This is a genomic window from Wohlfahrtiimonas chitiniclastica, from assembly GCF_002252325.1.
Taxonomy (GTDB): domain Bacteria; phylum Pseudomonadota; class Gammaproteobacteria; order Cardiobacteriales; family Wohlfahrtiimonadaceae; genus Wohlfahrtiimonas; species Wohlfahrtiimonas chitiniclastica.
In genome coordinates this window covers 169,757-192,805 of sequence record NZ_NEFL01000003.1, presented here as the reverse complement: position 1 = coordinate 192,805, position 23,049 = coordinate 169,757, and the positions used below count along the sequence as shown (strand labels likewise).

The following is a 23,049-nucleotide window of genomic DNA, read 5'->3' as shown; positions in this document are numbered from 1 at the left end:
TTTTTTATGATCAATCTTTAGCTGTAGATTTGGCTGTCATTGTCTAAAAACTCTTTTGATTTCTCTTTCATGCCCTCTTCAATCGCCTCTTTGGCAAAAGTGCCATCTTGATCTTTTAAGCGAATGTCTTGAGAGATTTTCATGCTACAGAATTTAGGGCCGCACATTGAGCAAAAATGTGCCACTTTCGCACCGGCTGCTGGCAATGTTTCATCATGATATTCACGGGCTCTTTCAGGATCTAAGCCTAAATTAAACTGATCTTCCCAACGGAACTCAAAGCGCGCTTTAGAGAGTGCATTGTCACGGTCTTGTGCATTTGGGTGACCTTTGGCTAAGTCAGCCGCGTGCGCTGCCAATTTATAAGTGATCACGCCCACGCGCACATCTTCACGATTTGGCAAACCTAAATGCTCTTTTGGCGTGACGTAGCACAGCATTGCAGTGCCATACCAACCAATCATCGCCGCGCCAATGGCTGAGGTAATGTGATCATAACCCGGTGCAATGTCTGTGGTCAGTGGGCCAAGGGTATAAAATGGCGCATCATCACAATACTTCTCTTGCATCTCCATGTTCTCTTTGATTTTGTGCATGGGCACATGTCCCGGGCCTTCAATCATGGTTTGCACATCGTGTTTCCATGCAATTTTGGTGAGCTCGCCTAATGTCATCAACTCTGCAAATTGTGCTTCATCGTTCGCATCGGCAATCGAACCTGGGCGCAAGCCATCCCCTAATGAAAAGGCGATGTCATATTGCTTCATGATCTCGCAAATCTCTTCAAAGTGCTCATAAATGAAGTTCTCTTTATGATGCGCTAAGCACCACTGCGCCATGATCGAACCCCCGCGGGAAACAATGCCTGTGACGCGTTTTGCCGTCATTGGAATGTAGCGCAATAAAACGCCCGCATGAATCGTAAAATAATCCACGCCTTGCTCTGCCTGCTCGATCAATGTATCACGGAACACTTCCCAGTTTAAATCTTCAGCAATGCCGTTAACTTTTTCAAGGGCTTGATAAATTGGCACTGTACCAATCGGCACAGCCGAGTTACGAATGATCCATTCACGGGTTTTGTGGATGTCTTTGCCTGTGGATAAATCCATCACGTTATCTGCACCCCAGCGCGTTGCCCACGTCATTTTTTCCACTTCTTCTTCAATGGAAGAGGTCACCGCAGAGTTCCCGATGTTGGCATTGATCTTCACATGGAAGTTTTTACCGATGATCATCGGCTCAGATTCAGGATGGTTGATGTTGTTTGGAATGATGCCGCGCCCTGCTGCCACTTCATCACGCACAAACTCTGGCGTCATGCCTTCACGAATGGCAATGAACTCCATTTCAGGGGTGATGATGCCTTGGCGTGCATAATGCATTTGCGTCACATTTTTACCCGCTTTTGCGCGTAAAGGTTTGCGTTTTAAACCTGGAAAGGAGCCTTCAAAGTTACGAGGATCATTAATGTCTTTATAACCATTGTCCACCGCTTTGATCTCGCGGCCATCGTACGCTTCAACATCACCGCGCTCTAAAATCCAATTGCGACGCAGTGCCGGTAAACCTTGCGTTAAATCCACCGTGTAGTTTGCATCTGTATAAGGGCCACTGGTGTCATACACACGAAAGGGTGCATTTTCCTCGATGATTTGCCCTTTCGTATCTAAGGTTGGATCGAGGGTGATTTCGCGCATTGGCACACGAATGTCTGGGCGAGAGCCTTCCACATACACTTTTTGACTGCGTGGAAAACTCGATTTAATCTCAATTTTGGTGGTTGTTGTCATGAAACTCTCCATAATCTAATTGTCAAAACAAAAATGACGAGAGTCTGGCAACGTAATGAAATATGAACGATGATTTTTAGACAATAAAAAAGCCCCGCTTCCCAGTGGAAACAAGGCTCATCGAGTCGTTCGGATATACTTCCCTACGCTGGTATGAGCCAGATCAGGTCCAAAGGGTTTAAAAGCACATTTGCCTTAATCTCAGCCCACAGCGTGGACACCCCCAGTGAAATCTGCCTCATTTATAGCGTTTATTGTGGACAATTGCAACTTATACCGGATGTGTTTGCCCGTGGATTTCTTGATGGGCAACATCATCAATGCCATTGTCATGATCCACAAACACCACTTGTTGCTGCAATGTTTTCGCTTCCTCAGGCGTCACAAGGGCATAAGCAATGATGATCACCACATCATCAACTTGTGCATAACGCGCCGCCGGGCCATTTAAACAGATGACGCCAGATCCCGCTTCCCCGCGAATGGTATAGGTTTCTAAACGGGCGCCATTATTGACATTGACCACCTGAACTTTCTCACCTTCTAAAATATTCGCCGCATCGAGCAATTGACCATCGATGGTAATGCTGCCCACATAATTAAGATTCGCTTCTGTGACGGTGGCGCGGTGAATTTTTGATTTCATCATTGATAACAACATGTTTCACTCTTTCCTTACATCATTAAAAACATCAAACATATCCTGCGGCCGCATGCGCTGAAGCCCATGCCCATTGGAAATTAAAGCCGCCTAAGTGCCCGGTAACATCGAGCACTTCGCCAATAAAATAGAGCCCTTTTTGATGATTGCTCTCCATGGTTTTTGAAGAGACTTCTGTCGTATCCACGCCACCTAACGTCACTTCTGCCGTGCGATAGCCTTCTGTGCCTGCAGGTCTCACCTCAAAAGCTTGCAATTGCTGCCCAAGTCTTCTTAAGCGCTCATCACTCCATTGCCCTAAAGGCTCATCACGCGCTGTTGCCCAAATGAGCTCTTGCAACTCAAACACCACACTTTTTGGTAAATATTCCGTCAATTGCGTTCTCAAGACAGATTTAGGGTGCATGCGTTTAATGGACAATAGCCAATCAACCGCATCAATGCTTGGCAATAGATCAATCGTGAAGGGCTCACCATCTTGCCAATAGTTTGAAAGTTGCAAGGCCGCAGGCCCACTCAATCCACGATGCGTAAACAGTAATGCCTCTGCAAAGCTTGCCCGCTGATTGCTGAGCACCACATCCACAGCTGTACCACTTAAACGGCTTGTGATGGCTTTAAAGCCATCAGAAAAAGTAAACGGCACCAAGCCTGCACGGCGCGGCAATACCGTATGCCCAAATTGCTTGGCAATCTCATAGCCAATGCCAGAGCCGCCGAGCGTTGGGATGGATAAACCGCCTGAAGCCACCACCAAAGATTCTGCCTGCACATTGCCAATGCTTGATTGCACCACAAAGCCACCGTTTTGATGCGTGACGTTTATCACCTCGGCATGGGTTTCAATGGTGACATGACACGTTTTTTCGCACTCTCTTAGGAGCATCGCTAAAATCTGTTTAGCGCCCTCTAACGTGAATAACTGCCCATGTTTGCGCTCTTCATAGGCAATGCCATGATCATTGATCAGGCCCAAAAAATCCCACTGCGTATAGCGCGCCAATGCCGAAACGGCAAAATGCGGATTGTGGGAAAGATAGTTCTCTGGCGTCACATACAAATTGGTGAAGTTACATTTTCCACCGCCAGACATCAGAATTTTTTTGCCCACTTTATTGGCTTTTTCAAGCACCAACACAGAGCGCCCACGCTGCGCCGCCATAAACGCTGTCATCAGGCCAGAGGCGCCTGCACCGATGATCACCACATCATATTGTTTCAAAATCATTTAACCCACATAACCGATTGCAGCGTCCATTATAAGAAATGCCTGAAGAAAAACTCTAATTTCTTCATGATTTAAATTGTTTATTTTGATCAATTGGGTTAGGATTGCGAAACCTTGACCTATATCAAATTTTAATCATTAATCAATTAGGGACAACGATGGAAAATACGCTCATCACACTGGCAGAAATTCATTACGATCTCGGCCTGATTGGCCATGATGAATACAGTGAACGCTTAAGCATTGCCTTGTGGCTCTCCGGCAAATACGATGACAATGACCCAAGACAATCACCCACTGAAAAACCACAAAACCAAGAATTTATCTCGCTACTTGGCGAGAGCCGAATGCTCAGAACCATCGATACACAGCAATCATTCCTCTGCATGGGGTTATGGCTCTTTACCCGTGATGAAGCGAATTCTTACCCATCTGTGCCTTTTGGTTATTATAAAAATCCTAAGCAGCCATGGCCAAAGCTCGATCCCTACACCGGCCGCGTGTACGTTTCAAAGTATCAAGAGAGTGCTAAGCACCGTTTATCCAAGGCAGATTTAAAAAAATTATGGCAAGATGAGAAAATCAAAAGCTTTTGCCGCGAAATGACCATTTGGTACCAAGAACAATTTCGCTCCCTCTCCTTTCCCGTCCGTAACCATATGCGCACCCATAAATATCGCATGTAAAAAAAAGCCCAATCACGACAATTGGGCAAACTAGGGATTTGTATCGAATGGTTCAAGCAACAAAATTATTGATTGCTCGCATCAATGACGATGTTGTCAGGGTTGATGTTGTCGCCATAAAAAGGCTTCATGGTTTTGTCATATGCTTGATGGAAAAATTCTTGGCTCTGTAGGGTTTTAATCTCATCATTGATCCAATTTAACAACGCTGTATTGCCCTTTTTCACAGCAGGTGCAATCACATCTTCATTGCCAATCACTTGGATGGAGACATCAAATTCAGGGTTGTTTTTCGCCCAGGCATACAGCATCGTATTATCATGCGCCAATGCTTTTGCACGGCCATCTTTAAGGGCAGCAAAGGCCTCTGAATTGTGATCATACTTTTGCAATGTCACTTTTGGGTGATGCTGCGTGAAATAACTTTCTGATGTGGTGCCCTTATTCACGATGAGTACATTGCCATCTAATGCCGCAACATCCGTCACTGGCGCATTTTTAGGTGAGACAATGCCAATGGCTGTTTTCATATAAGGATGACCAAAATCCACTTGCGCGCTGCGCTCAGGTGTGACAGTGAAGTTCGCAAGCGTCACATCCACTTTATTAGCATCTAACACATTGATGCGATTTTGTGCCTCTGTGAGCACAAATGTCACTTTACCATCGGTGCCAAAGAGCGCCTTGCCCAATGCTTTAGCAAGCTCAATGTCATAACCTTGAGAGTGCCCTTCGCGATCCACATAACCAAAAGGCGGTTTATCACTGAATACCGCCACGCGAAGCTCGCCGCGATCTTTGACGGCTTGTAAACTGTTGTCTTCTGCCGCAGCATAATTGGATAAAAAGGCCGCACCTGCCAATAACAATGCAGCTTTATGGTGACGATGTTTCATGGTGTTCTCCTCATAAATGATATTTAAAAATCAAAGACGTTTAAAAATTGACGGGCGCGCTCACTTTTCGGTGATGAGAAAAAATCCTCAGGCGCAGCCGTTTCTACAATGTTGCCTTGATCCATAAACACAATGCGATCGGCAACTTTACGGGCAAAATTGAGCTCATGGGTGACGATCAACATCGTCATGCCATCGGTGGCTAAATTTTGCATCACTTCCAACACTTCCCTCACCATTTCAGGATCAAGGGAGGCGGTCACTTCATCAAACAGCATCAATTCTGGGCGCATCGCTAAAGCACGTACAATGGCAATGCGCTGCTTTTGTCCGCCAGATAATTGACGCGGATAGGCATCTTTGCGATCAAGGAGCCCCACTTTGGTCAGCAATTGATCCACTTCTGCCATCACTTCTGCGCGATTGCGTTTTTGCACCTTCAAAGGCCCAAGGAGAATGTTCTCTAAAACTGTCATGTTCGGAAACAGATCATAACTTTGAAACACCATGCCAATGGCTTGGCGCACTTTTGTCCAATCAGTCTTTGCATCGAGCTGCTGATCTTTAAAGATGATCTCACCTGAATCAATCGCCTCTAATCCATTAATGCAACGTAATAATGTAGATTTGCCGCAGCCCGATGGCCCTAAAATTACCACCACTTCGCCTTGCGTCACGGTTAAATCCACGCCTTTTAAAATGGCGCGATCCCCAAAGGTTTTATGCAAATTATGTATCGAGAGCTGAGTCATATCATCCTTCATGCGTTGTGCGGGCTAAACGAGCAGCTAAACGTGACAACGGATAGCAGATCAAGAAAAAAGTGAGCAAAATGACACCATAAATCCAAAAAGGCGCCATGGGATTATTCATCATGGTGGCGTATTCAATGATCTCTTTACCCACTTTCGTGATGTCTTGCACGCCAATGAGCACCAACAATGATGTGGTCATGATGATTCGCGCCGCTAAATTCAATGCAGCCGGTAATGCGCGCACCCATGCTTGGGGCAGCAATACATACCAAAAGAGTTCGCGCTGATTTAAGCCCAATGCCAAACCTGAATCACGCTGATGTTTTGGAATGGAGATGAGGCTACTGCGAATGATGTCACTCATCTCAGCGGCGCCCCAGAAGGTGAAGGCAATGATGCCCACCACACGGCCGTTGATGTCCACATGCAATACGCTGGGTAAAATGTAATAGAGCACATACAAAATCACCAACGTGGGTAGAATGCGCACAATCTCTAAATAGCCTTTAAATACCCAATTCAATGGGCGATTGTTTAAAGTCCTGAGCCAGCCAAACACAATGCCCAAAACCACGCTTAAAACAATCGCGATCACAGCCACTTCTAGCGTGTAATAAAGCCCCACCGCTAAGCGCTTAAAGGTGATCCAATCTAAAACATCAAGCCCCAAATTCTGCATGGCGCACCCTCTTTTCAATGATATGAAGGAGCATGGCCATCGGAATGATCACCCCCATATAAGACAACACAAGCAACGTTAAATTAAGATCTGTATGCCCAACGCTGCTGATTTGATTGATGAGCACGGTGGTGATGTCTGTCCCTGCAATTGCGGTGAATACAGAGGTTTCTTTAAACAAAAAGATGGCATTCGCGCCAAGCGCTGGCACAGAATAGGATAAAGCTTGCGGCACCAATACATAGCGCACCAACTGCCAGCGATTCAATCCCAAGGCTTTTGCAGCATCTAACTGAATCGGAGCAATGGCGGATAAACCACTTTTAAAAGCTTCTGCCATATAAGCGCCACCTAATAGGGATAAACCCAATAATGCGGTGGTTTCAAAGCTCAATAAGATGCCAAAGGCGCGCGGCAAACCAAAATAGAGAAAAAATAGATGCAGCAACAGCGGCGTATTGCGGAAAAAGGCCACATAACCATTGCCAAGCGCATGCAAGATTGGCACACGTAAAAAGATCACAAGGCTCACCACTAAGCCCAATGCCAAGGCAATCACAATGCCCAAGGCTGAGATTTTCAAAGTCACCCATAAAGCACTGAGCACTAAGGGTAAAACATGTTGCAAGGCATCCGTCATCATTTTATTACATACTTTATATATATGTTTAGTTAAGATCTAATAAAGTAACAGAAAATTTGTCTCCTTGTCAATCACCCTCCGTGAATGATTGCCATAAAAAAAGCCCGAAGATGATCGGGCTTAGGAGGATGAGATGAGCCAAACGCTTATTTGCGTTCAAAAAGCGGCGTTGAGAGATATTTCTCTCCGCTGTCTGGCAAAATCACCACAATGTTTTTATGCTCATTGCCTGGGCGTTTGGCAATCTCAACGGCGGCTTTGACGGCAGCACTGGCTGAAATGCCAATCAATAAACCTTCATTGGCGGCCACTAAAGGCGCCATCACAAAGGCATCGCTGTCAGAGACCGTGACCACTTCATCATAAATTTTTGTGTCCAATGTTTCTGGCACAAATCCCGCGCCAATGCCTTGGATTTTATGTGGGCCTGCGCTGCCTTTTGACAACATTGGAGAAGATTCTGGTTCCATCGCGATGATCTCAATGGCTGGATTTTTCGCTTTCAAATAACGACCAATCCCAGAGATGGTGCCACCTGTACCAACGCCTGCCACCACAATGTCCACTTTACCTTCAGTGTCTTCCCAAATCTCTGGGCCTGTGGTATCCACATGCGCTTGAGGGTTCGCAGGATTGACAAATTGCCCAAGAATCACGCCATTTTCAATGGTTTGTGCCAATTCATCGGCTTTCGCAATCGCCCCTTTCATCCCTTTGCTGCCCTCAGTGAGGATCAACTCTGCACCATAAGCTTGCAATAGATTACGGCGCTCAATGCTCATGGTTTCTGGCATCGTTAAAATGATGCGATACCCTTTTGCAGAGGCCACAGAAGCTAAACCAATGCCCGTATTGCCGCTGGTGGGCTCAATGATGACAGAACCTTCTTTTAAAATGCCCGCAGCTTCTGCCGTTTCGATCATCGCGCGCGCCACGCGATCTTTAATGCTGCCGGCCGGATTTAAATATTCTAATTTTGCTAAAATGGGCGTCGCGAGCCCTTGCGCCTTAGAAAAACGATTCAATTTCAATAAAGGGGTATGACCAATCAACTCCGTTACACTGTCATAAATTTTTGCCATCACTATTGCCTCGCTATAAAATTTTACTTGCATCTGATCAAACATACTTTTAATATATGCTTTGTATGTATACTAATTTACCAAATCATCAGCTCGATTGTCAATCGAATAATCTTTAGGGGATCTTATGAAACTGTCTGCAAAATCACGTTATGCGTTAGCCTCCGTCATCAAAATGGCCACATTATATGACTCAAAAGCCACCATGACGGTGTTAGAGATTGCAACGGAGCTTAACATCTCAAAAATCTATCTAGAGCGCGTCTTCTCTCAACTCAAGCAAGGCAACGTTGTCTCTGCCATTAAGGGCTCACAAGGTGGTTACTTTTTAACTGATGTGCCAAGCGCCTTAACATTGTACGACGTTTTAAGCTGCGTTGAACCTGCATTATTTGCCAAAAATGATGCCACCGTTGAAGAGATCGCCCCCACCATTGAAAATACGCTTGAAGAACTCATTTATGCGCCCCTTGATCAAGCCATTGTGAGCACATTACAAGGCATTACTTTAGAGATGCTCGCGCAAAATGCCCAAAAAAGCAATGCTGATTATATGTATTATTTGTAGTGGTTTTGCAACTTCGCATTTTTTCCAGATGACAATAAAATTAAAGGGCTTACAATAATGAGCGCTGAAATTTTATCCACACAAATCATCCATCATAAAGGGGAAGACATGCGTACAGAAGTCGATCTATTAGGCAGCAAAGAAATATCAGATGAGTGCTACTACGGCGTGCATACACAACGGGCGATGGAGAACTTTAACATCTCCAATCAAACCCTCAGTGACATGCCAGAAATCGTGCGTGGCTTAGCGCTCACGAAAAAAGCGGTGACGCTTGCGAACAAAACATTGCGCGTCATTGAGCCACACAAAGCCGATGCGATTGTCACTGCATGTGATTTAATCTTAAACGAAGGGCGCTGTTTAGATCAGTTCCCCATTGATGTGTTTCAAGGGGGTGCGGGCACCTCATCAAACATGAATGCGAATGAAGTGATCGCCAATCTTGCCCTTGAAGTGTTAGGGGAAGCGAAAGGTCGCTATGACATCATCAACCCAAACAATGATGTCAATCTCTCACAATCCACCAATGATGCTTATCCTTCTGCCCTGCGCCTTGGCTTTTATGAAAAAATGCAGAGCTTACTCACTGCCCTTGCCTATTTAAGAGATGGCTTGGCGATTAAAGCTGCAGAATATCAAGACGTATTAAAAATGGGTCGCACACAATTGCAAGATGCTGTACCGATGAGCGTTGGCCAAGAGTTCAATGCCTTTGCGGCGATGCTCAACGCAGAAATCAAAGCCCTATCCATCGCCGCCGATGATTTATTGACCTTTAACCTAGGGGCAACCGCCATTGGTTCAGGCATCAATACGCCGGCACATTATCCAGAAACAGTGGTCAAACACTTATCTGAATTGATGGGTAAACCTTGCCGCAGCGCAGAAGATCTATTTTCCGCCACATACGATTGCTCAGACTTAGTCACCTTGCATGCAGGACTCAAGCGCTGCGCCATCCGTTTAGGCAAAATCTGTAATGATTTACGCTTGCTGACATCAGGCCCCCGCACGGCACTCAAAGAGATTAATCTCCCTGAATTGCAAGCTGGCAGTTCCATCATGCCCGCAAAAGTCAATCCTGTATTGCCAGAAGTGATCAATCAGTTGTGCTTTAAAGTGATGGGCAATGATGTCACCGTTTCCCTCGCCGCTGATGCCGCACAATTACAGCTCAATGTGATGGAACCTGTGATCGTGCAAGCCATGTATGAATCCATGAGTTTACTGCACAATGGCTGCCACAACTTGCGTGATCGTTGCATCGATGGCATCACCGTCAATACCGATCGCTGCCGTGACTTTGTGCTCAACTCCATCGGCATCATCACCTATTTGAATCCCGTCATTGGCCATGCTGAAGGTGACATTGTGGGTAAAATCTGTGCCCAAACCGGTAAAAGCATCAAAGAAGTGGTGCTTGAGCGCGGTTTAATGACTGAAGCTGAGCTCGATGAATTGTTATCTGAAGAGAATTTATTGCATCCGCATCACGTTGCGCCTAAATTCTAAGATCACCCACTGAATCAATCTCAATCCCAGAGCTTCGGCTTTGGGATTTTTTTTGTGCATTTTTCATTAAAACACCTTTTTTCAGTAGGTTATCTCAATAAAATCTGCTAATTTCAAGAATAATATCCCATAAAATACCTAAGGAGGACCCCCATGATTTTGGAACAATTAAAGGCATGGCAACCTGATGCCATCAAAATCCGACGAACGATTCACATGCACCCTGAAATTGGCTTTGAAGAGTTCAAGACCCAGCGCCTCATTGTCTCGGAGCTCATGCGTTATGGCATCACAGAGATCAACACAAGCTTTGCCAAAACAGGCGTCGTGGCTGTGATCAACGGCAATCGTCCAGGGCCATCGATTGGCTTAAGGGCGGATATGGATGCCTTACCAACGACTGAACGCAATACCTTTGCCCATGCCTCCACCATCGACCATTGCATGCATGGCTGCGGGCATGATGGTCACACCACAATGTTATTAATGGCGGCGCGTTATTTAGCCACATTCAATGATTTTAGCGGGCGTGTGGTGCTCTTTTTTCAACCGGGCGAAGAAGGCCATGGCGGCGCAGAAACCATGGTGGTTAAAGAACGCGTGTTTGATCACTATCCTGTGGATGAAGTCTACGCTTTGCACAATTGGCCGGGTTTACCCGTTGGCACATTTGCCTTTAAAACCCACAACATCATGGCCAGCTCTGATCGCTTGTTCATCACGGTTCGCGGTAAAAGTGGCCATGCAGGCTTGCCTCATAAAGCGCAAGACCCTCTATTGGTGGCCACACACATTTACCAAGGCATTCAAGGTTTAGTGAGCCGCATGTTTGATCCTTTAGAACCGCTTGTGGTTTCCATCACGCAGATTCATGCCGGGCAAACCAATAATGTCATCAGTGATGAAGCAAAGCTCTCTGGCACCTTTCGCACCCATTCAAAAGCGGTGCGCGAATCTTTAATTGAAAAACTCACCACATTGGTCACACACATGGCAGAAGCCTTTGGCATGACTGCCACCCTTGAATTGGGCCCCATTCATCACCCTGTTACTTATAACAGTGATGCAGAGACAGAGCGCGCCATTGAAGCTGCTGCAAGCATTGTAGGGGCAGAAAATGTCCTCACAGAGATCACGCCAATGATGACGGCAGAGGATTTTGCCCATTTTTTAGATCATCGCCCGGGCTGCTATGGCTTTATTGGCAATGGTATAGAAAAACCCCACAGCGTTGATCTTCACAATGCCCATTACGATTTTAATGATGACATCATTCCCTTTGGCGCTGCCTATTTTGTGGCGCTCATTTTTGCACACTCCCAATAGATTGTTAAAGGAGCCTTTATGACTCAACTTTCCACCAACAGCTGGTTTGATCGCCTTGAAACCCTTGGCAATAAAATCCCGCACCCTTTGTATCTGTTTGTGGGCTTATGTGCCCTCATTGCCATCACATCATGGGTGATGAGCCTTTTTAACCCCACTTTAATTAACCCCGTCAATGATCAAGTGGTGCCCATTCGCACCATTTTAAGCCATGAAGGCTTAGTGTATGTGCTGCAATCGACGGTCAATAACTTTATCAACTTCAAACCCTTAGGCTTGGTGCTCTCCATGATGATTGCCGTTGGCATCATGCAGGAAGTGGGCTTAGCGGATGCCACCATTAAAACATTGCTCCTCAATGCACCGAGGCGATTCATTACCATGATGGTCTTTTTTGTGGGCATCGTGGGCAATCTTGCCTCGGATGCGGCCTTTGTCTTAGTACCACCTTTAGCCGGCATCATTTTTGCGGCCACAAAACGCAATCCGATTGTGGGGATTTGTGCAGGCTTTGTGGCGGTCGCCGCAGGCTTTACCGCCAATATTTTCATTGCAGGTACAGATGTGCTCCTGTCGAGTGTGACCAATGAAGTGCTCATCACTGTTTCCACCGAAGAGATCACGCCAGCTGCGAACTGGTATTTCATGCTACTTTCTGTGCCATTTTTAATGATCACAGGCACTTGGATCACTGAAAAAATCATCGAGCCGCGTTTTTCTGCCAAAGATGACATTGATGTTGCCCATCTTCAACAAGCCACTGATCACTATCAAGTGACGCCCATTGAAAAACGTGCCGTCAAATTCACTGGTATTTATGCGCTGCTGTTCATTGTGGGCTTAATCATGGCCATTTGGCCCTCTGATTCACCCTTTCGTAATGGTAATGGTGGATTGGTGCCCTCGCCTTTTTTAAGTGGCATGATTCCCATCATTATGGCATTTTTCATCAGCTGCTCGATTGTCTATGGCATCCTTGCAAAAAAGATCACGCGGTTAGATGATGTGCCCACTTTAATGACGCAATCTTTAAAAAACGTGGGCGGCTACATCATTTTGGTGTTCTTTGTGGCGCAATTCATCGCCTGGTTCAATTGGACGAATCTCTCCCTATATTTAGCCATTGGCGGCGCAAATATCCTCTCAGCCATTGCAGTGCCGAATGTCTTTATGCTCGCGCTTTTGATGGTGCTCGCAGGTTTCATTAACCTCATTATTTTCAGTGGCTCTGCTCAATGGTCGTTGATGGCACCTGTGTTCATCCCGCTCTTTGTGCTCCTTGGCATTGAGCCTGCCGCCATTCAAATGGCCTACAGAATTGGCGACTCCACCACCAATGTCATCTCCCCAACCAATCCCTATTTGCCAATGGTATTGGCCGTGATTGCGCAATACAACCCGAAATTCAAGTTCGGCACCTTTTTATCCATCATGATGCCGTATGCCACCATTTTACTCATCACTTGGGGCATTTTATTTTTGATCTATTACAGCTTAGGTTTACCGCTTGGCCCTGCTTAAGCCCATTGCTTGAGTGATCCACAGCCTTGAGCTGTGGATAACTTTGTGAGTAAGTTTGTAAGCATTTTGATACAATGGGCGCCTTCATTTACCCTTGGATAAAAGCATTATGAGCAATCAAATCGATGCCGTTTTGGTGGTGTATCAAAATCGCCAACATGCGCAAACCATCGCCCAAATGGTCAGATCCCTCAATTTTTACTGTGAATTGATGCCAGCCATCAAAGCGGATCAAGCCGCCATTGATCAAGCCCCTGCCATCATCAATTTAAGTGATGCCAGCCATTTACCGAATGAAAAAACATTCGCGGTGGCAGAAGATGATTTAAACAGCATCCACTTAAAAACAGAGATCGCGGACTTTTTAAAAACCACATGTGCATTGACGCCTAATTGGACAGTTGAAGCCTTTGCAGAGCTTGAAACTGCACGTTTAAAAGAGATCGTGGGCACAGATGAAGTGATCCTTGCCCTTTCTGGCGGCGTGGACTCTTCTGTGGTGGCAGCACTCTTACACAAAGCGATTGGCAAACAATTGACCTGTATTTTTGTGGACACAGGTTTAATGCGCTTAAACGAAGGCGATCAAGTGATGCAAGTGTTCCATGAGAACATGGGCGTGAATGTGATTCGTGTGAATGCAGAAGATCGTTATTTAGCGGCATTAGCTGGTGAAAATGATCCTGAACGTAAGCGCAAAATCATCGGTGAACTTTTCATCAAAATCTTTGAAGAAGAGGCTCAAAAACTCTCTCATGCCAAATGGCTCGCGCAAGGCACCATCTATCCTGACATTTTAGAATCGGGCGATCATCACGGCGCAAGCAATGTCATCAAATCCCATCACAATGTAGGCGGCTTGCCAGAAGACATGAAATTTGAGCTCATCGAGCCGCTTAAATACCTCTTTAAAAATGAAGTGCGTGAACTCGGTGTGTCTTTAGGTTTGCCGGCTGAAATGCTCTATCGCCATCCATTCCCAGGTCCTGGCCTTGGGGTGCGTATTTTGGGCGAAATCAAAAAAGAGTATGCAGACATTTTACGTGTGGCCGATGATATCTTTGTTCAAGGCTTACGCGCACATGGTTTGTATGACAAAACCTCCCAAGCATTTGCAGTGTTTTTACCTGTGAAATCTGTGGGCATTAAAGATCACAAACGCACGTATGAGTACACCATTGCCCTACGCGCCATTGAAACGATTGACTTCATGACGGCACGCGCAGCTCGCTTACCGTATGAATTCATTGAAGAGATTTCTACAAAAATCATTTTAGAGATCCCAAAAGTGACACGCGTTGTCTACGATGTGTCTAATAAACCACCAGCAACAATTGAGTGGGAATAAAAAAATAGTGTAATATGAATAATATGTATGAACTACATATCAATATGAAATTAGGAGAATAACATGCGTATCGTATTATTAGGCGCGCCAGGATCAGGTAAAGGTACTCAAGCCACCAATTTAGTCGAAAAATATGGCATCACTCATCTTTCCACTGGAGATATGTTGCGTGCAGAAGTCAGTGCAGGCACCGCGCTTGGCGTTGAAGCGAAAAAAATCATGGATGCAGGTCAATTGGTATCCGATGACATCGTATTAGGCATGATCAAAAACAACATCGAATCCATCGAAGGTGGTTTCTTGTTAGATGGTTTTCCACGCAACTTAAATCAAGCAGAAGCGTTAGACGAATTGCTTGCACAAATCGGTGAGCCGATTGATAAAGTGATCTTCTTTGATGTGCCATTTGACATCATCAAAGAGCGTTTGATGTCTCGTGGTCGTTCAGATGATACTGAAGAAACCATCGAAAAACGCCGCAAAGTCTATGAGTCAGAAACTGCACCACTCATCAACTACTACACCAAACAAGGTAAACTTGTAACGGTTGAAGGCGTTGGCGAAGTGAACGAAATCAGTCAGCGCATTTTTAAAGCGTTGAGCTAATCACCTCTAAAGAAACAAGTGGCAGCGCAAGCTGCCATTTTTATGATTATGAAGAAAGAAACATTATTTACCTTTGCTTGTATTATTTTTGTGGCTGCTTTTGCCTACTTTGGTTTGCCAATGTTCACCCCCCGCATTGCGAACCCGAGCCATGAACCTTTTTGGTCCACCTCTTTGTCAGAACAGCAGGATTTACAAGTCTTTGACCTCACCTTGAATGCATCGACATTGCAAGATGCCATCGACCGTTTTGGCAATCGCATCACCTTAACGCTCTATGAAACGGATCAAGGGGATCAAGTGGAAGGCTACTTCAGAGAGACACAAGTCGGTCCATTTGTGGGCAGAATGGCATTTACACTCAATGCTGATCCCATCCATATGGATGAAGTTAAAGAAAAAGCCGAAGCTGAGAAGGCACCGATGAGCCGACATAATAGCTACAAAGTTCCGCCAGAATTGGCAAATTTGTTCAAAACCGATACACTCTTTAGCTTAGCCTTCATTCCCACCCATGTGGTCTTAACGCCAGAGGATGTTAAAGGTCGCTTTGGGGAACCGGCTTTGATCATCGAGGAGACTTTTGAAGGGAAAAATACAGGCACTCAGCACTTTCTCTACCCAGAGAAAGGTGTTGATGTCTCTTTAGATCAGGAAAAGCGTTCAATTATTCAGTATATCTCACCACGCTTTTTTGCGGATAAGATTATTGCACCGATTCAAGGCAAAAATTGATACCGATCAAAAAAAGTTTGACAAGTGCCACAGAAGTGGTAATTTATATGTAGCTCCTGAACAAAGAGATCCTAAATAAAAGCTCTTTCAGGATCTTAAGCAAAATAACTACATAGAGGATATGACAAAACCCGCGATAGATTACTATCGCGGGTTTTTATCATGCCTCGTACAATTAAGCTTGTGGCACCAAAGTTTCGAGCACTTGCTCTAAACGGCTGACCATCACATCAATGTGATCAAGCGTGACGTTTAAAGGTGGGAAGAAGCGCACAACATTGTCGCCTGCCCCAACGAGCAATAAGCGGTTCTCAAACGCAGCTTTCACCACATCTGAAGATTTCACCACCGATTCATCAAACTTAATGCCCAGCAATAAGCCGGTGCCACGAATCTCTTGAATGAATGGATAACGCACACGCAATAAATTGAGTTTCTTTTGTGTATATGAACCGCGCTCTTTGACCGCTGCCACAACACCATGATCCACCAATTCTGTCAAAACGGCATTGGCAATTGCACATACAAAGGGATTACCGCCATACGTGGAGCCATGATCCCCCGGCACAATCACATCATTTGCTTTGTCTTTCGTTAAACAGGCCGCAATCGGCACGCCGCCGCCAAGGGCTTTCGCTAGTGTTACCACATCTGGCACCACATCAAGCTGCTGATACGCAAAAAGCGTCCCCATTCTGCCCATGCCGCATTGAATCTCATCAAACACCAATAAAGCATCGTGTTGATCCGCTAAATCACGCAATGTTTGTAAAAACTCTGGTGTGGCTGCACGAATGCCACTTTCCCCTTGCACGGGCTCAATGAAAATGCCGCAAAAGTCATCATTGACCAAGGCTTTGGCCATCTCAACATTGTTGAATTCACACTCAACCACATCGCCCATCAACGGACGAAATGGCTCTTGATATTTCTCTTGCCCAGTAATGGCTAAAGCGCCTGTACTGCGGCCATGAAAAGAATCCTTCATGTAAAGGATTTTGCTTTTTGTCGGTGCAGTTTTATGGCCATATTTACGGGCAATCTTCACCGCCAATTCATTCGCTTCTGTGCCTGAATTACAGAAAAACACTTGCTGATGAAAACTATTGCGAATCAATTTTTGCGCCAATGCCGTTTGTGCATCATTGTGATACAAATTTGAGATGTGAAAGAGCTTCTCACTTTGCTCTTTTGCCGCAGCAACCATCACAGGATGCGCATGTCCTAAACAATTAACCGCAATCCCTGAAACACAATCGATGTATTCCACATTTTGATCACTGTATAAAAATGGACCTTTCCCGCGCACAAATGTCACAGGAAAGCGTTGGTATGCATTCATTAACATTCTGTCGCTTCCTTTTTAGCTTCTTTAATCAAAGTGCCCGCCCCTTCTGCGGTGAACACCTCTAACAATATGGCATGCAATGTTTTGCCATTTAAGATGATGACGTTTTTCACGCCGCGATCAATGGCATCTAAACATGTGCGCACCTTTGGCAACATTCCACCTGAAATGATGCCATCATCAATGAGTTTTTCCACTTCATCGTAAGTCACTTCTTGCAACAATGTGGAGGGATCGGTGTGATCCATCATGATGCCATCCACATCCGTCAAGAAAAAGAGACGAAAGGCATTGAGCTCCGCGGCAATTGCCCCTGCCACATAATCAGCATTGATGTTATAGGTGTTGCCCTCTTCATCCATGCCAATCGATGAAATGACAGGAATATAGTTTTCACGCGCCATTGTGGTGATCACATCCGGATTGATGGATTCAATTTCCCCCACAAATCCAATGTCAATTTGTTCACCCGCTTTGTGGGCAAATTTTTTACGCGCCGTGATCAAGCGACCATCTTTCCCACTTAAACCAATGGCTTTGCCGCCTTGGCGCTGAATGTCTGCCGCAATGCCTTTATTGATCTTTGCGGACAACACCATCTCTGCAAGTTCTACGGTCTCTTTATCGCTGATGCGCAGCCCTTCGATGAAGGTTGTGGACTTATTGACGCGCTCAAGCATCTGATTGATCTCAGGCCCGCCGCCATGGACAATCACCGGGTGGATGCCCACATATTTCATCAACACCACATCTTTGATGAATTCTTGGCGGATCTTTTCATCCACCATTGCGCTGCCACCATATTTGATGACCACTGTTTTGCCGTGATAACGACGAATAAAAGGCAGTGCCTCCACCAAAACGGCTGCCTTTTCTGTATTGCTAACCATGATCCACCCTTAAGTTCTATAATCTGCGTTAATTTTTATGTAGTCGTAGGAAAGGTCGCAGCCCCAAGCCACGGCATGTTGATCTCCGTTGTGTAGATGAATTTCGATCTCAACTTTCTTTTCGCTAAAGATCGTTGCCAAAAGGGATTCATCAAACGCAATGCCTGCACCGTGTGCCACGATTTGCACACTCGCATCGCCGCCTTTGACAAAAATTTCGATTTGATCCACCAATAAATCTGCCGCTGAATAACCCACCGCACACAAAATGCGCCCCCAGTTGGCATCGCCACCAAAAATGGCTGTTTTCACTAAGCTTGAGCCAATCACTGATTTAGCCACTTTACGCGCATCATTTAACGTTTTGGCATTGTAAACACGCGTTTCAATGAGTTTTGTGGCGCCTTCTCCATCTTCAGCGATCTTCATGGCAAGGGTTTGATTCACAAAACGCAAGGCCGCACGGAAAGTTTCAAAATCCGCATCTTGCTCAGACACAAGCGGCGCATTGCCTGCTAAGCCATTGGCTAAAATGATGGCCGAATCATTTGTGCTCGTATCCCCATCGACAGAGACCATGTTATAGCTCTCATCGACACTTTCTAAAAAAGTTTTTTGCAATAAAAATGGATCAATCGCCACATCGGTTGTGATGAAGCCAAGCATCGTGCCCATATTCGGATGAATCATGCCCGAACCTTTAGCAATGCCGCCAATGGTGACAATGTGCCCGTTGATCATCACTTCCACAGCAATGTGTTTTTTCGTCAAATCTGTCGTCATGATGGCTTGCGTGGCATTGTCGCCATCACGCGAGAGTTGATCAAGCGCTGCTGTCGCTCCTGCAATGATTTTATCCATCGGCAATGGAACGCCAATGATGCCCGTTGAGGCAACTGCCACTTCATCGGTGGCTAAATCTAAACCATTGGCCACCACTTCACACATGGTGCGTGCATTATGAATGCCGGCTTCTCCTGTACAGGCATTGGCATTGCCGCTATTGATGACAACCGCGCGCACTTTACAATCTTTCAAATGCGCTTCAGACACTTGTACCGGCGCTGCACGCACTGCGTTGCGCGTAAATGCGCCAGCAGCCACTGCGGGCGCCTGTGAATAGATCACAGCCATATCAAGCTTACCGCTTGCCTTAATGCCTGCCTTCACACCTGCAGCCACATAGCCGAGTGCAGATGTGACGCCCCCCTCTTGAATGATTTTCATAATTGTTATTCCATTGTTATGTTAGATGTACATCGATAATTGATGAATGCCGGTGGTTTCTTTAATGCCAAACATCAAATTCATGCATTGCACCGCTTGCCCGCTCGCCCCTTTGATGAGGTTATCAATCGCGGACACCACAATCACTTTTTGGCGTGCTTCATCGACGCGTAAACCGACTTCGCATAAGTTACTATTTTTCACGTGAGAAATTTGTGGCAACTGATTCACAACGCGCACAAACGGCTCATCTTTATACATGGCAATGTACTGCTGATACACCTCGGCTTCTGTCATGGGTTCTGTGATGTCTAGATAGATCGTCGATAAAATCCCACGGTTAATGGGCAACAAATGCGGCGTAAAAGTCACATCAACAGGTGCATGCAAAAGCTTACTCATCTCTTGGGCAATCTCTGGCGTATGGCGATGAGAAAATAAACCATAGGCTTTAAAATTTTCATTGAGCTCTGCAAAGAGTAACTCTAATTTCTCGCTACGCCCTGCACCGCTGACGCCAGATTTCGCATCAACAATCACCGATGGTTTAACCACGCCCATTTTCAATAAAGGCGCAACACCTAAAATGGCAGAGGTTGGATAACAGCCCGGGCATGCCACTAAATTGGCTTGGGTAATTTCATCGCGATACAATTCGGGCAAGCCATACACCGCTTGGCGATTGATGGCAGGATCATCATGCTGCGTGTTGTACCATTTCTCGAAGATTTTCTCGTCATCAAAACGGAAATCTGCACCTAAATCAATCACCTTAATGCCAGCTTCTAGGGCTTTTTTTGTCAAAGGCTCAGATAAACCATGGGGCAACGCTAAAAAAAGTAAATCGATGGATCGCAGTCGCGGCTCGACCTCTTCTAAATTGATGAGTCGTTTATCAAAAAATGATTCATAGTTTCGGTACACTTCCGAAAACTGTTTTGCACTGTGGCTGTGCGATGCGACAAAGTTAATCACCACGTTAGGATGTTGATGCAAGAGCCAAACCAATTGCTGGCCTGCATATCCCGTGGCACCAATGATACCGACCGAAATACTTTTTTGTGACATATTTTCCTCCTTGAACATCATAATGTAGCAAGGAATCTTCGGTTAAAGAATAGGCAATTCCATTTTTTTGATGATTTGAAAAATAAAAGATGACTTTCCCCTTTTTCATCAAATCGCTACCATACTCTAATGAGTCATTGAACAATGTAAGGAGATTCATGAAATATTTCTATCGCACCCTCTTATCCCTCGCAGTGTTGACGCAATTGAGCATCGCCCTTGAGTTACCTAAAGAGATGACGCTTGAATACAGCGGCCCTTATGGCATTCCGGCCACCTTAAAATTTCAACACGATGATAAAAATTACACCATCATCACCAACATCAACATTCCATTTAAAAACATGCGATTTGTCACCAAAGGCATCATTAAAAATGATCAACTGATGCCGACGCAATACAGCGTCTATCGCAGTAATGATCTCTATTCATCGGCGCAATTTGATTATCAAAAAGGCACCATCACATATGGCAAATTGCCCACGCAAAAAAGTGAGTCGTTGCCACAATTGACCCAAGATTTATTCTCCATCGCTTGGCAAATGAGCATCAACCAAAATGCCCCTAAAGCTGGCACCCATGCCACCAATGGTAAAAAGCTCTATGCCCTGCAAGCCCTTGAGAAAAAAGCCGACAAGCAACACTATGTGAACAATAAAAAAGAGGTGTCTGCCTATTATGTCGGTGGTGAGGGCGATAAAAAAATTGAAGTGGGTTTGGCGAAAAACCTCTATTTTGTGCCCTCCTTCATCGTTTACTACGATAAAGGCAAGCGTTATGAGTTAGAGCTTCGCCGCCTAACCACTCAATAAATGCCCATAAAAAAAGCCCTGCAATGCAGGGCTTCATTCATTTTAGAATCAGCTCGCTGGCGTATATAAATATGCACCCTCAATGCCAAGTGGTAAACCTAAGCCCCACCACACCAACAAGAAGACAATCCATGTCACTAAGAATGCCAATGTGTATGGGATCATGGTGGAGATCAATGTCCCAACGCCTGTTGATTTCACATAACGCTGACAATACACCACCACTAAGGCAAAGTATGTCATCAATGGTGAAATGATGTTCGTTGTGGAGTCACCGACGCGATAGGCCGCTTGCGTTAATTCTGGCGCGATGCCTAAATGCATCATCATTGGCACCAAAATTGGGGACAACAATACCCATTTTGCTGAGGCCGAACCAATGAATAAGTTGATGAATGCGATGAATAAAATCGCCAATACAACGGTGGTATAAGCGCCCACACGCAAACCTTGAAGGCCTTCAGCACCTGCCAATGCAATGATGCGACCTAAACCTGATTGCGTGAATGCTTCGATGAAAAACGCACAAAAGAACATCATCACAAGGAAGCTGCTCATGTCTTTCATATTTTCCATGAGCGATGCGATCACATCATCCGCTTTTTTGTAATAGCCCACCAAATAGCCGTACACAATGCCCGGAATGATGAAGCCAATGAAGATGATGGCCACAATCGAACGCATCAAAGGTGCGTGTGCACTTGTTAAAGAGCCTTCTGTACGCAGTAATGAATCTGCCGGAATCGCCCAAATGGTGAACGCAGCTAAAATTGCAATCATCACGAAAGAGGCAATCCAGAATGCGCGGTTCTCTTTTGGCGTCACATCACGGCGCTCTTCAGCTTGTGTGTCACCATCGATTTTAACGCCCGCTAAACGAGGCTCGACGATTTTATCCGTCACAAACCAGCCCACAATCACTAAGAAAAAGACCGATGCACTGCCAAATGCCCAGTTAGAGAGCACATTCACTGTATATTCAGGATCAATGATGTGCGCTGCTTTTTCTGTAATGCCTTGCAATAAAATGTCATTTGTTGAAGGGATCAAGTTTGCAGAGAAACCGGCAGACACACCGGCAAATGCTGCGGCAATTCCCGCCACAGGATGACGACCTGCTGCATAGAATAAAATCCCGCCAATTGGAATCACGACGATGTAGCCGGCATCTGCCGCAAAGTGACTGAGCATCGCCACAAAAAGCACCATCGGTGTTAAGAGTTTGTTTGGCGTAATGTTGAGTAATTTTTTCAATGCCACATCAATGTAGCCGGTGCGTTCTGCCACGCCAATGCCAAGCATCCCCACAACCACAACGCCAAGCGGTGCAAAATTAATGAAGATTTTGACAAAATTTTCTAAGAAGTAGACAATTTTCTCGCCAGACAATAAGTTATGCACATGCTCCACAGAAGTATTGATTTCACCTGAAGCATCGGCAATCGAAAACGAGAAATTCACGTAGGACAATGGCCACGATGCCACCATGATCAACAACATCGAATAAAAGAATAACAATGAGGGTGAGGGCAATTTATTCCCCACCCACTCAATGCCATTGAGAAATTTATTGACCAATCCCACGGATCGATCTTTAACTTTAGGCTCCGCCATCAGTTGCTCCTTAGATTTTTTGAATACAATAAACGCCCAATATTACTA

General features: G+C 45.4%; 21 protein-coding genes, 1 pseudogene and 1 riboswitch. Of the genes and pseudogenes, 9 read left to right on the top strand and 13 right to left on the bottom strand.

Features of this window, described 5'->3' with window-relative positions:
• Positions 1-17: 17 nt before the first annotated feature.
• The 3 genes from thiC to B9T10_RS08545 all read right to left on the bottom strand — a co-directional run bounded on the left by thiC (position 18) and on the right by B9T10_RS08545 (position 3,682).
• Positions 18-1,793 carry a phosphomethylpyrimidine synthase ThiC gene (gene thiC / locus B9T10_RS08555; RefSeq protein WP_094538271.1) on the bottom strand — a complete coding sequence of 592 codons (1,776 nt, stop codon included), beginning with the start codon at positions 1,791-1,793 and terminating at the stop codon, positions 18-20.
• Between the two features lie 123 nt (positions 1,794-1,916).
• A riboswitch (TPP riboswitch) is annotated at positions 1,917-2,028 on the bottom strand.
• Between the two features lie 36 nt (positions 2,029-2,064).
• Positions 2,065-2,454 (bottom strand): aspartate 1-decarboxylase, encoded by a 390-nt coding sequence (panD, locus tag B9T10_RS08550; protein ID WP_094538270.1) that lies wholly within the window; start codon positions 2,452-2,454, stop codon positions 2,065-2,067.
• 31 nt (positions 2,455-2,485) lie between these two features.
• On the bottom strand, positions 2,486-3,682 hold the full coding sequence (locus B9T10_RS08545) for a BaiN/RdsA family NAD(P)/FAD-dependent oxidoreductase (protein WP_094538269.1): 1,197 nt from the start codon (positions 3,680-3,682) through the stop codon (positions 2,486-2,488).
• Positions 3,683-3,840: 158 nt separating this feature from the next.
• Between B9T10_RS08545 and B9T10_RS08540 the strand changes: the two genes are divergently transcribed.
• A complete protein-coding gene (locus tag B9T10_RS08540; protein ID WP_063455294.1) occupies positions 3,841-4,368 on the top strand; it encodes a hypothetical protein in 528 nt (175 codons plus the stop codon).
• A gap of 65 nt (positions 4,369-4,433) precedes the next feature.
• On the opposite strand, the gene B9T10_RS08535 is transcribed toward B9T10_RS08540, so the two are convergent.
• The 5 genes from B9T10_RS08535 to cysK all read right to left on the bottom strand — a co-directional run bounded on the left by B9T10_RS08535 (position 4,434) and on the right by cysK (position 8,423).
• A complete protein-coding gene (locus tag B9T10_RS08535) occupies positions 4,434-5,264 on the bottom strand; it encodes a transporter substrate-binding domain-containing protein (protein ID WP_094489074.1) in 831 nt (276 codons plus the stop codon).
• A 23-nt stretch (positions 5,265-5,287) separates the two neighbouring features.
• Positions 5,288-6,016, bottom strand: a complete 729-nt coding sequence (locus B9T10_RS08530) for an amino acid ABC transporter ATP-binding protein (RefSeq protein ID WP_094538268.1) — start codon at positions 6,014-6,016, stop codon at positions 5,288-5,290.
• A gap of 1 nt (position 6,017) precedes the next feature.
• Complete coding sequence (locus B9T10_RS08525; RefSeq protein WP_008315505.1) at positions 6,018-6,698, bottom strand: amino acid ABC transporter permease; 681 nt, start codon at positions 6,696-6,698, stop codon at positions 6,018-6,020.
• The gene (locus tag B9T10_RS08520; RefSeq protein WP_008315506.1) at positions 6,679-7,341 is read right to left on the bottom strand and encodes an ABC transporter permease subunit; all 663 of its coding nucleotides are present in this window, start codon (positions 7,339-7,341) and stop codon (positions 6,679-6,681) included. The genes B9T10_RS08525 and B9T10_RS08520 overlap by 20 nt, the downstream gene beginning before the upstream one ends.
• 146 nt (positions 7,342-7,487) lie before the next feature.
• Entirely contained in the window at positions 7,488-8,423 is a 936-nt protein-coding gene (gene cysK / locus B9T10_RS08515; RefSeq protein WP_008315507.1) for a cysteine synthase A, read from the bottom strand.
• 127 nt (positions 8,424-8,550) lie between these two features.
• Between cysK and B9T10_RS08510 the strand changes: the two genes are divergently transcribed.
• The 7 genes and pseudogenes from B9T10_RS08510 to B9T10_RS08480 all read left to right on the top strand — a co-directional run bounded on the left by B9T10_RS08510 (position 8,551) and on the right by B9T10_RS08480 (position 16,042).
• Positions 8,551-8,991 carry an RrF2 family transcriptional regulator gene (locus tag B9T10_RS08510; protein WP_008315509.1) on the top strand — a complete coding sequence of 147 codons (441 nt, stop codon included), beginning with the start codon at positions 8,551-8,553 and terminating at the stop codon, positions 8,989-8,991.
• Between the two features lie 57 nt (positions 8,992-9,048).
• Positions 9,049-10,506, top strand: a complete 1,458-nt coding sequence (aspA, locus tag B9T10_RS08505) for an aspartate ammonia-lyase (protein WP_094538267.1) — start codon at positions 9,049-9,051, stop codon at positions 10,504-10,506.
• A gap of 153 nt (positions 10,507-10,659) precedes the next feature.
• Positions 10,660-11,832 (top strand): amidohydrolase, encoded by a 1,173-nt coding sequence (locus B9T10_RS08500; protein WP_094492486.1) that lies wholly within the window; start codon positions 10,660-10,662, stop codon positions 11,830-11,832.
• A gap of 18 nt (positions 11,833-11,850) precedes the next feature.
• Entirely contained in the window at positions 11,851-13,353 is a 1,503-nt protein-coding gene (locus B9T10_RS08495) for an AbgT family transporter (protein WP_094538266.1), read from the top strand.
• 361 nt (positions 13,354-13,714) lie between these two features.
• Positions 13,715-14,701, top strand: a pseudogene (gene guaA, locus B9T10_RS08490) (glutamine-hydrolyzing GMP synthase); the annotation flags it as partial.
• 63 nt (positions 14,702-14,764) lie between these two features.
• Positions 14,765-15,307: an adenylate kinase gene (locus tag B9T10_RS08485; protein WP_008315515.1), complete on the top strand. Its 543-nt coding sequence runs from the start codon at positions 14,765-14,767 to the stop codon at positions 15,305-15,307.
• An 18-nt stretch (positions 15,308-15,325) separates the two neighbouring features.
• Positions 15,326-16,042: a hypothetical protein gene (locus B9T10_RS08480; RefSeq protein WP_008315516.1), complete on the top strand. Its 717-nt coding sequence runs from the start codon at positions 15,326-15,328 to the stop codon at positions 16,040-16,042.
• Between the two features lie 175 nt (positions 16,043-16,217).
• Here B9T10_RS08480 and B9T10_RS08475 read toward each other — a convergent pair whose 3' ends face one another.
• The 4 genes from B9T10_RS08475 to argC are packed head-to-tail and all read right to left on the bottom strand — an operon-like array spanning position 16,218 to position 20,575.
• Positions 16,218-17,390 (bottom strand): aspartate aminotransferase family protein, encoded by a 1,173-nt coding sequence (locus tag B9T10_RS08475; protein WP_094538265.1) that lies wholly within the window; start codon positions 17,388-17,390, stop codon positions 16,218-16,220.
• Positions 17,384-18,280 carry an acetylglutamate kinase gene (argB, locus tag B9T10_RS08470; RefSeq protein ID WP_063455303.1) on the bottom strand — a complete coding sequence of 299 codons (897 nt, stop codon included), beginning with the start codon at positions 18,278-18,280 and terminating at the stop codon, positions 17,384-17,386. The genes B9T10_RS08475 and argB overlap by 7 nt, the downstream gene beginning before the upstream one ends.
• Before the next feature lie 9 nt (positions 18,281-18,289).
• Positions 18,290-19,516: a bifunctional glutamate N-acetyltransferase/amino-acid acetyltransferase ArgJ gene (gene argJ / locus B9T10_RS08465; RefSeq protein WP_425528742.1), complete on the bottom strand. Its 1,227-nt coding sequence runs from the start codon at positions 19,514-19,516 to the stop codon at positions 18,290-18,292.
• A gap of 12 nt (positions 19,517-19,528) precedes the next feature.
• Positions 19,529-20,575 (bottom strand): N-acetyl-gamma-glutamyl-phosphate reductase, encoded by a 1,047-nt coding sequence (argC, locus tag B9T10_RS08460; RefSeq protein ID WP_063503208.1) that lies wholly within the window; start codon positions 20,573-20,575, stop codon positions 19,529-19,531.
• A gap of 158 nt (positions 20,576-20,733) precedes the next feature.
• Here argC and B9T10_RS08455 point away from each other — a divergent pair, with 158 nt between their 5' ends.
• Complete coding sequence (locus tag B9T10_RS08455; protein WP_018122785.1) at positions 20,734-21,387, top strand: hypothetical protein; 654 nt, start codon at positions 20,734-20,736, stop codon at positions 21,385-21,387.
• A 48-nt stretch (positions 21,388-21,435) separates the two neighbouring features.
• On the opposite strand, the gene B9T10_RS08450 is transcribed toward B9T10_RS08455, so the two are convergent.
• Positions 21,436-23,001, bottom strand: a complete 1,566-nt coding sequence (locus B9T10_RS08450; protein ID WP_008315523.1) for an AbgT family transporter — start codon at positions 22,999-23,001, stop codon at positions 21,436-21,438.
• Positions 23,002-23,049 lie beyond the last annotated feature (48 nt).

Excerpts from the sequence above, each read along its gene's own strand:
- thiC (WP_094538271.1), bottom strand. The coding sequence starts at position 1,793 with ATGACAACAACCACCAAAATTGAGATTAAATCGAGTTTTCCACGCAGT.
- panD (WP_094538270.1), bottom strand. The coding sequence starts at position 2,454 with ATGTTGTTATCAATGATGAAATCAAAAATTCACCGCGCCACCGTCACA.
- B9T10_RS08545 (WP_094538269.1), bottom strand. The coding sequence starts at position 3,682 with ATGATTTTGAAACAATATGATGTGGTGATCATCGGTGCAGGCGCCTCT.
- B9T10_RS08540 (WP_063455294.1), top strand. The coding sequence starts at position 3,841 with ATGGAAAATACGCTCATCACACTGGCAGAAATTCATTACGATCTCGGC.
- B9T10_RS08535 (WP_094489074.1), bottom strand. The coding sequence starts at position 5,264 with ATGAAACATCGTCACCATAAAGCTGCATTGTTATTGGCAGGTGCGGCC.
- B9T10_RS08530 (WP_094538268.1), bottom strand. The coding sequence starts at position 6,016 with ATGACTCAGCTCTCGATACATAATTTGCATAAAACCTTTGGGGATCGC.
- B9T10_RS08525 (WP_008315505.1), bottom strand. The coding sequence starts at position 6,698 with ATGCAGAATTTGGGGCTTGATGTTTTAGATTGGATCACCTTTAAGCGC.
- B9T10_RS08520 (WP_008315506.1), bottom strand. The coding sequence starts at position 7,341 with ATGATGACGGATGCCTTGCAACATGTTTTACCCTTAGTGCTCAGTGCT.
- cysK (WP_008315507.1), bottom strand. The coding sequence starts at position 8,423 with ATGGCAAAAATTTATGACAGTGTAACGGAGTTGATTGGTCATACCCCT.
- B9T10_RS08510 (WP_008315509.1), top strand. The coding sequence starts at position 8,551 with ATGAAACTGTCTGCAAAATCACGTTATGCGTTAGCCTCCGTCATCAAA.
- aspA (WP_094538267.1), top strand. The coding sequence starts at position 9,049 with ATGAGCGCTGAAATTTTATCCACACAAATCATCCATCATAAAGGGGAA.
- B9T10_RS08500 (WP_094492486.1), top strand. The coding sequence starts at position 10,660 with ATGATTTTGGAACAATTAAAGGCATGGCAACCTGATGCCATCAAAATC.
- B9T10_RS08495 (WP_094538266.1), top strand. The coding sequence starts at position 11,851 with ATGACTCAACTTTCCACCAACAGCTGGTTTGATCGCCTTGAAACCCTT.
- B9T10_RS08485 (WP_008315515.1), top strand. The coding sequence starts at position 14,765 with ATGCGTATCGTATTATTAGGCGCGCCAGGATCAGGTAAAGGTACTCAA.
- B9T10_RS08475 (WP_094538265.1), bottom strand. The coding sequence starts at position 17,390 with ATGTTAATGAATGCATACCAACGCTTTCCTGTGACATTTGTGCGCGGG.
- argB (WP_063455303.1), bottom strand. The coding sequence starts at position 18,280 with ATGGTTAGCAATACAGAAAAGGCAGCCGTTTTGGTGGAGGCACTGCCT.
- argC (WP_063503208.1), bottom strand. The coding sequence starts at position 20,575 with ATGTCACAAAAAAGTATTTCGGTCGGTATCATTGGTGCCACGGGATAT.
- B9T10_RS08455 (WP_018122785.1), top strand. The coding sequence starts at position 20,734 with ATGAAATATTTCTATCGCACCCTCTTATCCCTCGCAGTGTTGACGCAA.
- B9T10_RS08450 (WP_008315523.1), bottom strand. The coding sequence starts at position 23,001 with ATGGCGGAGCCTAAAGTTAAAGATCGATCCGTGGGATTGGTCAATAAA.